General features: G+C 50.0%; 13 protein-coding genes. 12 read left to right on the forward strand and 1 reads right to left on the reverse strand.

The window, feature by feature from the left end:
• Positions 1-110 precede the first annotated feature (110 nt).
• The 11 genes from J4G02_08530 (at position 111) to J4G02_08580 (ending at position 8,733) form a co-directional block, all read left to right on the forward strand.
• Positions 111-437, forward strand: a complete 327-nt coding sequence (locus tag J4G02_08530; GenBank protein MCE2394616.1) for a Rieske (2Fe-2S) protein — start codon at positions 111-113, stop codon at positions 435-437.
• A gap of 124 nt (positions 438-561) precedes the next feature.
• Positions 562-993, forward strand: coding sequence for a GDP-mannose 4,6-dehydratase (locus J4G02_08535; protein ID MCE2394617.1), 432 nt, complete (start codon positions 562-564; stop codon positions 991-993).
• Complete coding sequence (locus tag J4G02_08540) at positions 977-1,480, forward strand: NAD(P)-dependent oxidoreductase (protein ID MCE2394618.1); 504 nt, start codon at positions 977-979, stop codon at positions 1,478-1,480. Before J4G02_08535 ends, J4G02_08540 begins: the two co-directional genes overlap by 17 nt.
• 34 nt (positions 1,481-1,514) lie before the next feature.
• Positions 1,515-1,805 (forward strand): hypothetical protein, encoded by a 291-nt coding sequence (locus J4G02_08545; protein ID MCE2394619.1) that lies wholly within the window; start codon positions 1,515-1,517, stop codon positions 1,803-1,805.
• A gap of 291 nt (positions 1,806-2,096) precedes the next feature.
• Entirely contained in the window at positions 2,097-3,173 is a 1,077-nt protein-coding gene (locus tag J4G02_08550; GenBank protein ID MCE2394620.1) for an LLM class flavin-dependent oxidoreductase, read from the forward strand.
• 18 nt (positions 3,174-3,191) lie between these two features.
• Positions 3,192-3,683 carry a flavin reductase gene (locus J4G02_08555; protein ID MCE2394621.1) on the forward strand — a complete coding sequence of 164 codons (492 nt, stop codon included), beginning with the start codon at positions 3,192-3,194 and terminating at the stop codon, positions 3,681-3,683.
• A 285-nt stretch (positions 3,684-3,968) separates the two neighbouring features.
• Positions 3,969-5,246: a Gfo/Idh/MocA family oxidoreductase gene (locus J4G02_08560; protein MCE2394622.1), complete on the forward strand. Its 1,278-nt coding sequence runs from the start codon at positions 3,969-3,971 to the stop codon at positions 5,244-5,246.
• A 40-nt stretch (positions 5,247-5,286) separates the two neighbouring features.
• A complete protein-coding gene (locus J4G02_08565; GenBank protein MCE2394623.1) occupies positions 5,287-5,940 on the forward strand; it encodes a cupin domain-containing protein in 654 nt (217 codons plus the stop codon).
• A gap of 32 nt (positions 5,941-5,972) precedes the next feature.
• Positions 5,973-7,055, forward strand: coding sequence for a Gfo/Idh/MocA family oxidoreductase (locus J4G02_08570; protein ID MCE2394624.1), 1,083 nt, complete (start codon positions 5,973-5,975; stop codon positions 7,053-7,055).
• A gap of 12 nt (positions 7,056-7,067) precedes the next feature.
• Positions 7,068-7,475, forward strand: a complete 408-nt coding sequence (locus J4G02_08575; GenBank protein MCE2394625.1) for a VOC family protein — start codon at positions 7,068-7,070, stop codon at positions 7,473-7,475.
• A 37-nt stretch (positions 7,476-7,512) separates the two neighbouring features.
• On the forward strand, positions 7,513-8,733 hold the full coding sequence (locus tag J4G02_08580; GenBank protein MCE2394626.1) for a phytanoyl-CoA dioxygenase family protein: 1,221 nt from the start codon (positions 7,513-7,515) through the stop codon (positions 8,731-8,733).
• 247 nt (positions 8,734-8,980) lie between these two features.
• Here J4G02_08580 and J4G02_08585 read toward each other — a convergent pair whose 3' ends face one another.
• Positions 8,981-11,305 carry a hypothetical protein gene (locus J4G02_08585; GenBank protein MCE2394627.1) on the reverse strand — a complete coding sequence of 775 codons (2,325 nt, stop codon included), beginning with the start codon at positions 11,303-11,305 and terminating at the stop codon, positions 8,981-8,983.
• A 317-nt stretch (positions 11,306-11,622) separates the two neighbouring features.
• On the opposite strand from J4G02_08585, the gene J4G02_08590 reads away from it, so the two are divergent.
• A partial coding sequence (locus J4G02_08590) for a Ppx/GppA family phosphatase (protein ID MCE2394628.1) occupies positions 11,623-13,079 on the forward strand: 1,457 nt, incomplete at its 3' end.

Raw genomic sequence — 13,079 nt, forward strand, 5'->3', positions numbered from 1 at the left:
CCGGAAGTCGCTATAAGAAATTATGTTGAGGAATATCGAGAGACGTGATACAATGAAAGTATAGAATATAAAGCGTAAACTCTAGAAAATTAAGTGAGAAAGGAATACGAATGTCTCAGTTTGTGAAAGCTGCCGAGACAACGGACGTTCAGCCCGGTGATTGTCTCGGTGTTAAGGTCGAAGGCGTTTTCATCGGTATATACAATATCGATGGCGACTATTACGCGATGAATAACATCTGTCCGCATCTTGGTGGAGTTTTGACCTACGGATTCTTTGATGATAACGCTGTTACTTGTCCGCTCCACATGTGGGAGTTTGATGTGAAGACAGGAAAATGCCTCTGGCCAGAGCAGGAGAAACTCCCCACGTATCCTGTAAAGATTGAGGGCAACGATATTCTTGTCGATGTCAATTCACCCCAGCCCCAACAATAGAGAAGTAAAGCAGGGATATAACGAACATAGCGGTGTTTACGCACTACGCATCGGAATATCTCTCTGCCTCACTGATTTTCTCACCAACCACAGAAAGGAAATGATCTAAGAGGAGTTGAAGTCTATGGCATATTTGATAACAGGTGGAATGGGGTGCATTGGATCCTATGTCATTCGTGACCTTCTGAACGCCGGCGAAAAAATTGTTGTGTACGATTTTATTCCTGATTTAACCATTCCCAAAATGGTGTTGACAGAGGACCAACTTGAACAGTTTACTTTCGTTCAGGGGGACATTACCGATCTCCCGCATGTGTTGCGAACGGTCCAAGAGCACCAAATCGATCGGATTATCCATCTCGCATCGTGGCAGGTGCCAGCGTGCGATGCCAACCCACCACAAGCGTTAAAGATTGTATGTGAAGGCACAATTAATATGTTTGAGGCAGCGCGCATTTTCGGCCTCAAACGGGTTGTCTGGGCAAGTAGTGTCGCAGTCTTCGGATCGCCGGAAGATTATAATCACGAGCAGATTGCAAATGAAGTCCATGAATGAGAGATATGCAGCGCACTATTTTGATAACTACGGTGTAGACACGATAGGATTGAGATTTACCGCGGTATACGGTGTCGGACGGACACGGGGAATGAGTTCATTCTCAACGCAAATGATTGAAGCTGCTGCACATGGGAAACCCTACGTTTCTCCATTCGGCGATGATGCGATAGATTGGCAATACGTCGAGGATGTGTCCAGATCTATTGTGATGTCGTGTACCTGTCCAGCCACAAAGACGCGTGTCTTCAACGTCAAAGGTGGAATTCGCACGGTTAAGGAAGGTGTCACTTACTTAAAGAAATTGGTGCCCAGTGCACAGATTACGCTTGAGCCGGGCGTGTTTGGAATTTCATGGGATTATGATGCGGATCCAATCGCTCAAGAGGTCGGGTTCACACCCCAATACACCATGGAGCAAGGGATCTTGAAGACGCTCAATCATTTCCGTGAGTTGGCAGGATCGGACCCGATTCAGGAACCGTGATTGGCGAAGGACAAAATGTAAGATGGAGAGTGCTATGGAATTTGAACTTCAAACCCTCGATCAGCGGCTTGGAAAATTTGAAGGCGTCCAGCAACAGCACGATCAACGTCTCGCAGATATTGAACGTCGATTAGGCACAATTGAAGTCCTAATTAGGGATGTCCGTGCAGAAGGGCACCGTGAGCGAGAGGCATTGCGCACTGAATTGGCAAGTCAGATTCATGAAACTCGTACAGAATTAATCGGTCACATTGAGAACGTTAGAACCGAGCTGACTAGCAAAATTGAAAGTTATCGAGAGGAAATCGTAGGAGTTCGGGGGTAAATCGCAGGAGTTCGGGGGGAAATCGCAGGAGTTCTGGGGGAAATCCTCAACGGACGAATAGATCAACTGAGTAACAAAATTGATGGACTGTACAAGTGGATCATTGGCATCCTAATTGCAGTTGGGGTAAGCGTAATAGCGTCTCTGCTAAAGGGAATTTTCTAAGAGAGTGTGTGAAGCCTATTTTAGTAGTTGCGGCGCAGAACCTGTCCTCGATTCAATCGGGATTCCTAACTTGGAGATGGCCGGTGATTTAGCCACAACCAACCTATAACCATGGGAGATCACAAAATGAAGCTAGGCGCATTTATGATGCCGCTGCACCCCCCGGACAAAGACCGGACGGAGTGTTTTGAAGAGGACATCGATTTAATTGTCCTCGCTGATGAATTGGGATTTACCGAAGCTTGGATTGGGCAGCATCACACGGTCGCCTGGGAACCCATTCCATCTAACGATGTGTTTATCGGCAACGTCCTACCGCGCACGAAGAACATCCGCCTCGGCACCGGTGTGTCTATCATCCCCCAGCACCACCCGGTCAACACCGCGGTTCGCCTTGCGTTTCTTGATCATCTCGCTCGTGGCCGTCTGAATTGTGGATTTGGGCAAGGCGGGGTAGCAACTGACTGGGGGCTATTCGACTTACCTGATCCCAAAACGCAGGGGCTGATGACCATGGAGGCAATTGACACCATCCTCAAGTTGTGGCAAACGGACCCACCCTTCGAGTTCAACGGGGATTTCTGGAATATCAAACTTGAAACCCTCGATCACGAACGTGGAATTGGAGTACTGCTCCAACCTTACCAAAAACCGCACCCACCGATCGCTATGAGCATTGTAAGAGGAAACTCGATGGCAGCCCGGACAGCGGGTCAACGCGGCTTTATACCTATAAGCACGAACCTTGTATCAGAGGTAACCCTTGCAAATCATTGGGAAACCTATTGCGCCGGTGCTGAAGACGCTGGACTGCCCACACCGAACCGATCAGACTGGCGCATCTCGCGCAGTATCTTTGTCGGAGAATCGACTGAAGAAGCATGGGAGCACGCAATAAATGGGAGTTTTATCGGTGCATATGATTACCTGATCACTGTTCTTACAAAAGCAAATATGCTCAATATTCTGAAAGATGATCCGGATTTCCCCGATGAGGATATAACGCCAGAATATGTTCTTAAGAAAATCTGTATCATCGGTGATGTGGCAGAATGTATCCGTCGTCTTGAAGAGGTGTGGGAACAGTCCGGTGGATTTGGCACACTGCTGATGATCACACATGATTGGGATGACAGAGATACATGGAGACGTTCCCAAGAGTTGCTAGCGAGTGAGGTTATTCCTGCGATGCCAACAATTTAAGAATAGACAAGGAGGAGAATGATGGCGTTCGATCCGATGCTTCAAAGGCAGATTATGGGCCGTTTCGCAACTGGGGTCACGGTAGTGACAACGCGGTATGGCGAACAGATTTCGGGAATGACGGCAAACGCTGTCATGTCTCTTTCGCTTGACCCGCCGCTAGTCGTGGTTTCTGTAGACCATCAGAGCAATATGCACGGACACTTGACGCAAGGTCAGTGTTATGCAATAAATGTGCTCAGACACGACCAAGAGGATCTTTCCCGTCGGTTTGCCAAACCAGGGCCCAAGGATTTTTCAGACCTAAATCTGACAGTGGCAGAAACCGGGGCTCCCATTTTCGTTGACGTACTCGCTTATATAGACTGCCGGGTTGTTGAGGTAGCACCCGCCGGCGATCACGATATGTTCATTGGCGAACCCGTTGCCGGTGAAACTTACGATGGCGAGCCACTTATCTTCTATAGTGGACAGTATGCCCAATTGGAGGTCGCACCAACAACCTCCTAGAAGGTCTGCAAAAGATGTCTCTCGGCGCGGCGTCTTGATGTTTGCGGTGACGGGAATTATCGCGGAATTCGTTTCAATCCAGACGTGAAACGCGCACAGATTCTCTTCGTATTTCGCTCATTACCTTTTCCTGTCAGTTTTTGACTCACCATTGCTTTCTCTCCCTATCCCATGCCGAGGATCCCGGTTTACCGGGGATTGCTAGCCACGATAACGCCTTTGGCACACTGACCCCTCAAATGTAGATATTACCAATCAAAGAAAAACTATAGCAAGGAGAACACAATGGAAAAGGTTCCAATCTGCCTAGTGGGTTGTGGTGGTATGGGGCATCGCCATGTCATGGGGTATAAAGAACTGAAGGACAGCGGCATCGGCAACCTCGATTTAATAGCTGTCTGCGATATTCGACAGGAGAACGCAGAATTGGTGGCGAACGAAGCCGGGCATCTGCTTGGTAGAAGACCGATGGTTTTCACCGATCTAGATCAGGTCCTCGCTCACCCAAATATCGCAGCTGTTGATGTCGTTACGGACGGTTCAACCCATCACGCGGTCGGGGTGCCGGCACTTGAGGCGGGAAAACATACAATGGTTGAAAAACCGTTGGGGATTACGATACGTGCCTGTCAAGCAATGATTGACGCTGCTCAGCGCAGCGGTGCAATACTCGCAACGGCGGAAAATTATCGCCGGGACACGCCCAACCGATTGGTACGAGCGATTATTGATGCAGGGTTGCTAGGCGATCCTTACCTTATGATCCAGACCTCTCTCGGAGGTGGCGATACCATGGCTATCACCCCTTGGCGACACCTCAAGGAGAAAGGTGCGATCGGCTTAGACATGGGGGTTCATTACGCTGACATTATCCGCTACTATATGGGTGAATATAGCGGGATTTTTGGCCGGGGACTTATCGTTGAACCTGTGCGCCGCAAGCCAGACCATGCGGATCATCCGCTAATTTCCTACCGGGAACGCGTCAAGAGTTACCCGGACAGCGTAGAAGCGACCGGTGAGGATTCAGTGATTGCGCTGTACACAATGGAGTCAGGGGCTATTGTTCAACTCTCATATGTTGGCGGCGGACGTGGCAGTCAAGGCTGGGAACGGAGTGTTCACGGCCGCTGGGGCGCTGTGTATGCCCCCGGAGAACGTAACGGCAATCCGGTGGTGCTGCGTTTGGAGGGCCGGGAACTAAAGGGAAAAGAGATTCTATCGCTTCTGCCTCAATTTGAACTCAACGAAATAACGGAACGCTTTTTTGGCAAAGGGGGCGTTGAATATGAACCACCAGTAGACGCGCCTGAGCCCGGAATCGCGGTTGATGCCAAACATCTAGCCATTGAATACCACGATTTCGGTCAGGCAATCCGCAACGGAACAAATCCCGAAGTGGATGGTGAAGGTGGTATGAAAGCGGTTGCTGCAATAGTTGGGGCATACGAATCTGCTCTGGCTAAACGCTCCGTGAGCATGGAAAGTGTATTGTCCGGTGAGGTACGGGAGTACCAAGTGGACATTGATGCAGCACTAGGACTTGATACACCCGTGAATTAGACATTTTCAATCAACCACCCATTTTGAGGAGGAGAAAACCATGGGTTTCACGGTCTATGATTGTCGTAAAGACATCCGCAATATCTTGGTGACCCCGCAGATACGTGCCCGTTTTTGTCGCATGGAGCCGGGACCAGGCTCGCTTGATAAGTATCACACCCACGATTTGGGCCATGAGATCTTTATCATTCTGTCGGGACGGGTAGAATTCAGGATCAACGGCGAAACCAAAGAGCTAGGCCCGGGACAAATGTGCTATGCCCTCGCGGACGAGCCTCATTCGGTGCGAGTTCTTGGGGATGAACCGGTGTATATGTATCTCTCAGTGACACCTCATATCCAACCGACTCACACCCAGTATGCTGACGATGGGGAACGTCTCCCGCCCCAGTTCAGACCGTCCAGCGACTATGACACGGAGACAGATTCTACCACGCCGATTGACGCGCTTATTGACCATCATGTTGGTACAGCGCGATCGGTGGCGGACATGGCGCAGAACAGCGCCCAGATCCAAGAGCAGATGGCGGCTGCCCTCAAACAGGCGTTATCATCGGGGGACGAGAAAGCTGCTGCTGAGATACGAGATGTCATGTGGGAACCTCTGTTAGAGACTTTCAAAAAGGTCAATGAAATGGCCGCAGAATGGAACACACTTACCCCACGAGCAGGAACACTTCGCACTTATCGTTGAAGTGTGTCGCCTGAAAAATGGAGGGAAACAGTATGTCAACAGTACGAATTGGCGTTGTTGGATGCGGTGCAATCGCTCAAGTCCAACATCTTCCCAACTTGCTTGAACTTGACGATGAATTTGAAGTGCCTATCGTCTGCGACGTGTCACCGGGACAGGCAGAATATGTGGCTCGCAGGTTCAAAGTTCCCCAGTATGTCACCGATATTCGCGATATGCTAGCGGCAGACATCGACGCGGTACTGCTCTGCCATACGGATCCCAAGACTGAGGCAGCGGTACAAGCCTTTGAGGCGGGAAAGCATGTTTTCATCGAAAAGCCCATCTGTACCTCCTTGCAGGAGGCCGATGCGATGATCGATGCAATGCGAAAATCGGGGAAGGTTGGCCAAGCGGGATACATGAAGGTATACGAACCAGCCTTTGAGATGGCGAAACGCGAAGTTGATACGATGGACGATATTAAATTTGTGCAGACCAATCATCTGCATCCGAGCAATGAGCTCCACCTGAGCCATTTCAAGGTCAAGCGGTTCAATGATCTGCCGCCCGCTGCCATGATGGAACGGCAGGAAGCATCTAGAGCCGCACGGCGCGAAGCGTTTGGGAATCTCTTTGAGAAGGCTGAATCTTGCGGCATCGCCTACGGTCTCATCCACGACCTTTACAGCCTACGAACTATGCTAGGTGTACCGAGCGCCGTCATCAGCACAGAAATTTGGAACGACCGCCGAGCTATAACAACTATCTTGGAATATCCCAACGGAGCGCGTTGCGTCGTCAGCCGAGTAGATCTCAACAAGTTGTGGGATTTCAAGCAGACCCTTGAGATCTACAGCGAAGCCAAGCGGGTCATCCTCTCGTACCCAACCGGCTTTTCGCGTCGGGTGCTTACAAAGTTGGTCGTGCAGGGTATTGACGAGGAAGGTAACAGTTTCTACAAGGAACCAGCAATTCCGTGGGACAGCGGGTTTACCCGCGAGCTGCTCCACCTCCGCGAGTGTATCACCCAAAGCACCCCTTCGCGCTCTTCACTCGTAGATGCGCGGGACGATATTGCGCTCATCATCGACATCACCAAAGCGTATATTACCCGGTCGCCCGTCTATCGATAAGGAGGATAAACGATGGATGCGAGCCTTTGGAATATCGGTATCAAGGTGGAGGATCTGGATGCGGAGATCGGCTTTTTTGAGGAATTGGGCGCCAAACTGTTAAGTCGTGGCTCACGCATTAGGGAAGATGGAGCACATCCCCATGCGTTGCTGGAGTTCGGTGGAACCCGCCTCTTTCTGACCCCGAAACCGGTCTTTCAGGAGGCGCTCAACCATCCGCTCATGCCCGGACTGACTCACGCGGTGTTTGAGGTCGATGACTTGGACGAGGCATACCAACGACTTATCGCGTTAGGCACGGAAGTGCTCCTAGAACCGGTGGAGATTAGCACCGATTTTGGGTCACGCCGAATCTCTTTTTACAGATCGCCCAACGGTCTTGTCTTTGAGGTGATGCAGATTATAGAATCGAAGGTGTAGTTTATTCGTCACCTTTGAAGCGAAAGGAAAACGAACTATGCAAGTCAATCCACAACAGCTGCTTGACGATGGCTATATCATTCTGCGCGAGGTCATTCCGCCGGGGCAGCTAGAAGAACTGCGCGACTGTTTCGAAACGCTAGTTGAGCGGCAGAAGGTCATCTGGACGGAGGAACGCCAACCTGACGATCCACCGGGAGGCTATTGGGAAACCGCAGCGCAACCGCGTGTATTCTTCGATGGTGTCGCTGACGAGACAACCGCTAAAGCGGTGGAGTTTTGCTTGCACGAAAATACTTTGGGCGTCAGCCGCCAACTGATGCAGGCACCGGAGGCTTCCCCAACACTGATGGCTCTGATGTGCAGCCCGGTGCGAGATCATGGACCTGCCAACTGGCATCGCGATATTGATCCCGTTACACAGGCACCTCTACGGGGTATGCAGATGGATGTGATTGACAATGCACCGGCTTACGTCCAATGGAACATCCCCCTCTATGATGACAGCGTATTTTGGGTCGTGCCGAAAAGTCACAAACGCCCTAACACAGAAACGGAAAATGACCACTTGGCGACAAAGGGACGGGAGCCAATACCGGGTGGGATGCCGGTGGAACTTAACGCCGGTGACGGTATCGTCTATATCCACATGATGCTGCACTGGGGAAGTAACTACAGCCCAAAGTTACGGCGGACGGTGCATCTTGGTTATCGCTCTTTCGGCGGTCCTATTTATCCCTTGGTCAACCACTTCTACTGGCATCCGGATTTCACGACGCGCATGCCGCAAGAGACACGAGAACGGTTTAAGCATTTCTATCAACTACACGAACAACAGTGTGATGTGATTGAATCCACTTTCCGCGCCATCCTCGCTAAAGATGCGGAGGCATTCCGCAATGGACTTGTGACACTTCATCCCGGCGAAGCATGGCGGATGGTATGTGTGGTCTATCTATCCAAATTGGTGGAAAAAACGCACACATTGAAACAGTCGAATGTCGCTAACCTACCGTTTGAGGAGCGTGTGGCTGCCATCTCGGAGCACCAGCTCAATTTCTATCTGTTCGAGGACTTTTCTCGCCGCTTCTCGGCAGAGGAGGCTGACCTACTTTGGAATCGGTTTCGGACGCTTTATGATAAAATGCAGGAGGAGATAGACCGGTCTGTTCCTAACTTGGAGTCTCGACAGGACCGGTTATTGCTGACTGACATGCCCGCTGATTTCGATGTGGAGGACTTTATCAATAGTTGGTAGGTTCTGTTGACATTTAACAAATGGAACGGAGAGCTCCGTTCCCTACGAAATATACGCGCTTCTACGTTCCGCTTCGTAGTGAACAACGATCGTTGTTCACTACCACCCATTGTATTTTTTTCTACGTATATCGTCCTGCTGGCTATGGGGCGGGCAAGATGCCCGACCTACGGAGAGAGGATATTGTTGGGTTTCACGGTTCCCCGTTCAACCCAACTACGTGATGTTGGATGCAAACAGAACCTAGTTAATTTGCTGATTGACCCAATTGCTCAATTGCCCATTCGCACCGTTCAATCCAATCTTCTGCACGGTGAATGAGTCCAAGGGGTAGAGTGTTATCAACAGCGAGCTGGTTAAACTGCTCAATAGCATGCTCATATTGTCCGAGCCGATACAAGTTCACGCCAATAAGCCTTATATTTTCGACCGCTAATTTTTGGTGTGGCAGCCCTAAATCAGCAGCCTTCAACAGATATTGGTTTGATGCAGCATACTCCCGATCAAAATAGAGTTGTCGTCCAATGAGATAATGACCCAGCCCCCACTCCGGCAACGCATTAATCACTTCGTGGAGCAGTGTCATCTTGAGTCGGTTTGACGGTTGACCGACAAGCACCTGCCTGATTTTATCCTCCACATCAGGCGAGTCAAGGGCAAGTGTTGCGAGCTTGGCTTGTGCCTCTCGATCAAGGGCATCAGAGGTGTGAAGTGCAAAGACCTCCTGATATTGCGAAAGGGCATTCTCGTGCTCCCCTCGCTGCCAGTAGACGTTCCCCTCCACATTTTTCGCCTCTGCAACCCGGTTCATGCTAGCGTCGGGATGTGCGATGATCTGCGATACCCACTCCAAGGTTGATAGGTAATCTTCGGTTTGATAGTGTGCATACATGAGTCCTCGCAGATGGCGCGGATTATCTGGATCAAATTGGTAGACCTGTTCAAACAGACGAATCGCTGTGTTCATATCCGTTCGGTAATACGCTCGCCACCCATCGGAAGAGAGTTGAGCGATTTCATGGGCGCACGGTTTCTGGAAAATACCTGGACGGTTGAAGCGGTGGGCCGCGATAGCCAGATCCGCCTCTGTCAGCGGAACCGTCTCCAGAAAGTCCGTCCACTCCCGTTCAAGTTCTGCTAGGGATTTACCGTAAACCTCCTTAAAATTCCCTGTTGGAAAGACGCGTTTAGCTTTTTCTACCCCGTACCTTTCGATGAGAAGCCGCACGAAAGACCCCGCCAAAGTATAGCTCTGCGACGAGGCTTGCGTCCAAAAACCGATCCCCATAATCTGACTCATCTTCGGCGCAATTTCCAACTGTTGCATCGCCTGACTCCACTGATGTGCCGTCAACTTTCCTTCATCCCAATCTGCAGCAACGGCGATTCCTTCGTGCAGTCCAATTTTGAGGCTTACTCTCAAAATCGGATGCCAGTCCGCCGTCAAGGCGTGCGCTAACTCATGCTTCATGACCGGATGGGGAAAATCCTCGTAGTTGATATGAAAGCCATACCCAAGTGGATCTTCAACCGATGTGCCTCGCGCTCCCATGAGTCGCTTCTTCTGTGCAGGCGATGTGTAGATATAGGATTGAACCTTCTTGGTCGGTTCTATCTGGAAATAACGGATCAACTGTGCATAGCGAAACTCATGATCTTGCGCAATCCACTCAATCTCTTTTTCAACCTTCGATCCTTTCTCGTAGTAGATTTTGAAATGTGCTGTCTCTTCCAAGCCACCTAATTTCTCTTCGATATAGCCTCGCGTCGGACGCAATCCCAACTCTCCGCGAAACAGGTAGATTAGCCCAAACAGGATTATTAACACGACGAGGCGAATTCGATGGTTCAGGTCTGCAAATTGTGGCTTGAATCGGTACAGTTTTTGCCAATAGAGGGTTGGCTCCAATCGCGTATGCCTGCCAATCTCCAAGGTGTTAATCGCAAGCGATAGGAAAATCCATGCCAATAGCAGCGTTACACCCCGTGCGATGAGTAGGGTGCCGGATATTGCGATACGCTCGTCATAGATGGGACCCGGAAAGTAGCCGAAGGTTGAGTGGTAACCGAAGATAGGTGGGTGAAAGATGAGGTTATAGGCAAGTGCCAGAAGCGTAGCAAAGATGTAAACAAGATAAGCGAGATATGCAGCCCAACGCCGCTTCAACCATAATCCGAAGAATATACCTAGCGCGGTGGCATAGGCACAACTGACGACGGGCAAGAGGAGAAAGAACGCGAACCCCTCCAAGAAATCACAATTTTTGACGCGGAAGGCATTCAATAAAATGATGATTAACGGCGCTGCAAGTAATATCAGGTTCACTCCAAGCGCGCGCCAAAAAGTCGACATAACCATCTGAGCGGCGGTGCCTCTCATCAGTTGAGTACGCTGTCTCAGGTTGCCCACACCTGTCACAGCGGTATGGCCCCCCGCAAATGAAATAGCGAAAGCAAGGACCGCACAAAATTCAAACGCAAGGAGATTAAGCAGGGGCGTATTCGCTAGAATCAACGCAAGGAGTGTCAACGCAGCGAACGAGCACCAATAAGAAAAGGACTTGAAGGTCATGTCTGTACTTAAAAAAATAAAACGTAACGCGTAATGCGTAAAATTTTTCCTTATGTATCATGCTTTAGGTATCATATTTGGAATTCAAAGCAACCTGAGGCGATTTCGGACAGATCGGGTTATTGCGGATCGCCCAAAGTAGTAGGTAGCCCCTCTGTGCCTCTATTAAACAACGGTCACGGCATACGGAGTTTGCCTACTACTATCAGCCCGGGGTATTTTAGCATAGATTGGGAGAAAGCCCAAGCAATTCTTACCTTGACAATTGGCGATAGAATCATCTAATATTTTGACACCTACAAACATGAGGAGCGGATATGGAAAGTGCTACACTTGCCGCAATCGATGTGGGATCGAACGCGATTCGGCTAAAAATTGTTGAAGTGAAAACTGATGGGACTATTGAGGCGGTATATCAACATCGGGCACCCGTTCGTCTGGGGCACGAAGTTTTCTTGACTGGGTTTCTAAACGATGAAGCAATTGAACAGGCAATCGAGGCGTTTGGTGAGTTTCGACAAGTCATTGAGGCGATGAAGGTCCACACCACACGCGCCATTGCAACCAGCGCTACACGCGAAGCTATCAACGGCGATAACCTTGTAAACCGTATTTACAATAGCTCCGGTGTGCAGTTGGAACGTATCTCCGGCGGCGAAGAAGCGCGCCTCGTCCAACTCGCGGTGACCCGCAAAGTTGATATCCAGAATAGGGTTGCCTTAGTCATTGACATTGGTGGAGGAAGTGTTGAATTTGACGTCATCGATCACGGCTCAATTATTTACTCCAACAGTCTTCGGTTAGGAACTGTGCGGCTACAAGAAACCTTCCTGAGGACGGATACTATCTCAGATCTACAGATCTTGTTGCTCCGGGCGTACATGGAGCAGCTGCTCGAAACCACGTTAGATGCCATCAACCAATACGAAATTGATATAGTGCTTGGCACCGGCGGAAATGTCGAAGAACTTGGGCGACAGCTTGGTGTTCTGGACCCAGATAACAACGAATTCCCAAGAGATGTTCGTTTCATCCCGCTGCGGGATTTTCAACGCTTTGTCAGAGAGATTTCGAGACTCAGTGTGCAGGAACGGATGGAGCGATACGGCATGGCACCGGACCGTGCGGACGTTATCTTGCCCGCAGGTCTCGTTCTTACGGAGGTGGTGAGCAATGTAATTGGGGCGCGGGGGCTTTATGCAGCAAATGTTGGACTCAAGGACGGGTTACTTGCCGAGATGGCAGATCGCCACAGGAATTCATGGGACGTGACATCAGAAGAAACAGAGATTATCAAGGCAGCGATGGCGCTTGGCAATAAGTATCACTTCCACGTGGGGCACGCCAAACAGGTCCGTTATTTGGCAGAGTTGCTGTTTGATCAACTGCAACCCATTCATCATTTGTCGTCAGAGTCGCGGCTGCTCCTGAGTGTAGCGACAGCCCTCCATGAAATCGGTGGGTATGTCAACCCGTTGTCGCATCACAAGCATTCCTACTACCTGATACGGAATTCGGAGATTGTTGGACTCAATGAAAAACAGCTTGAGCTGGTTGCCAACATCGCCCGTTATCATCGCAAAGCATTCCCTGACCCAAACAAATCCTCCCATTCTCATTTTCAGCGGCTCTCGTATACCGAAAAGGAACAGGTGACTCGGCTGGCTGCCATTTTGCGGATTGCTGACGCCTTAGATCATCAGCACAAATCAATTGTTGAAGATCTGAAAGTGAAGATTTTTGATGATGCGATTGAAATTAATGTACGATCGTT

Source organism: Candidatus Poribacteria bacterium (assembly GCA_021295755.1).
Lineage (GTDB): Bacteria > Poribacteria > WGA-4E > WGA-4E > PCPOR2b > PCPOR2b.

Excerpts from the sequence above, each read along its gene's own strand:
- J4G02_08530 (MCE2394616.1), top strand. The coding sequence starts at position 111 with ATGTCTCAGTTTGTGAAAGCTGCCGAGACAACGGACGTTCAGCCCGGT.
- J4G02_08535 (MCE2394617.1), top strand. The coding sequence starts at position 562 with ATGGCATATTTGATAACAGGTGGAATGGGGTGCATTGGATCCTATGTC.
- J4G02_08540 (MCE2394618.1), top strand. The coding sequence starts at position 977 with ATGAAGTCCATGAATGAGAGATATGCAGCGCACTATTTTGATAACTAC.
- J4G02_08545 (MCE2394619.1), top strand. The coding sequence starts at position 1,515 with ATGGAATTTGAACTTCAAACCCTCGATCAGCGGCTTGGAAAATTTGAA.
- J4G02_08550 (MCE2394620.1), top strand. The coding sequence starts at position 2,097 with ATGAAGCTAGGCGCATTTATGATGCCGCTGCACCCCCCGGACAAAGAC.
- J4G02_08555 (MCE2394621.1), top strand. The coding sequence starts at position 3,192 with ATGATGGCGTTCGATCCGATGCTTCAAAGGCAGATTATGGGCCGTTTC.
- J4G02_08560 (MCE2394622.1), top strand. The coding sequence starts at position 3,969 with ATGGAAAAGGTTCCAATCTGCCTAGTGGGTTGTGGTGGTATGGGGCAT.
- J4G02_08565 (MCE2394623.1), top strand. The coding sequence starts at position 5,287 with ATGGGTTTCACGGTCTATGATTGTCGTAAAGACATCCGCAATATCTTG.
- J4G02_08570 (MCE2394624.1), top strand. The coding sequence starts at position 5,973 with ATGTCAACAGTACGAATTGGCGTTGTTGGATGCGGTGCAATCGCTCAA.
- J4G02_08575 (MCE2394625.1), top strand. The coding sequence starts at position 7,068 with ATGGATGCGAGCCTTTGGAATATCGGTATCAAGGTGGAGGATCTGGAT.
- J4G02_08580 (MCE2394626.1), top strand. The coding sequence starts at position 7,513 with ATGCAAGTCAATCCACAACAGCTGCTTGACGATGGCTATATCATTCTG.
- J4G02_08585 (MCE2394627.1), bottom strand. The coding sequence starts at position 11,305 with ATGACCTTCAAGTCCTTTTCTTATTGGTGCTCGTTCGCTGCGTTGACA.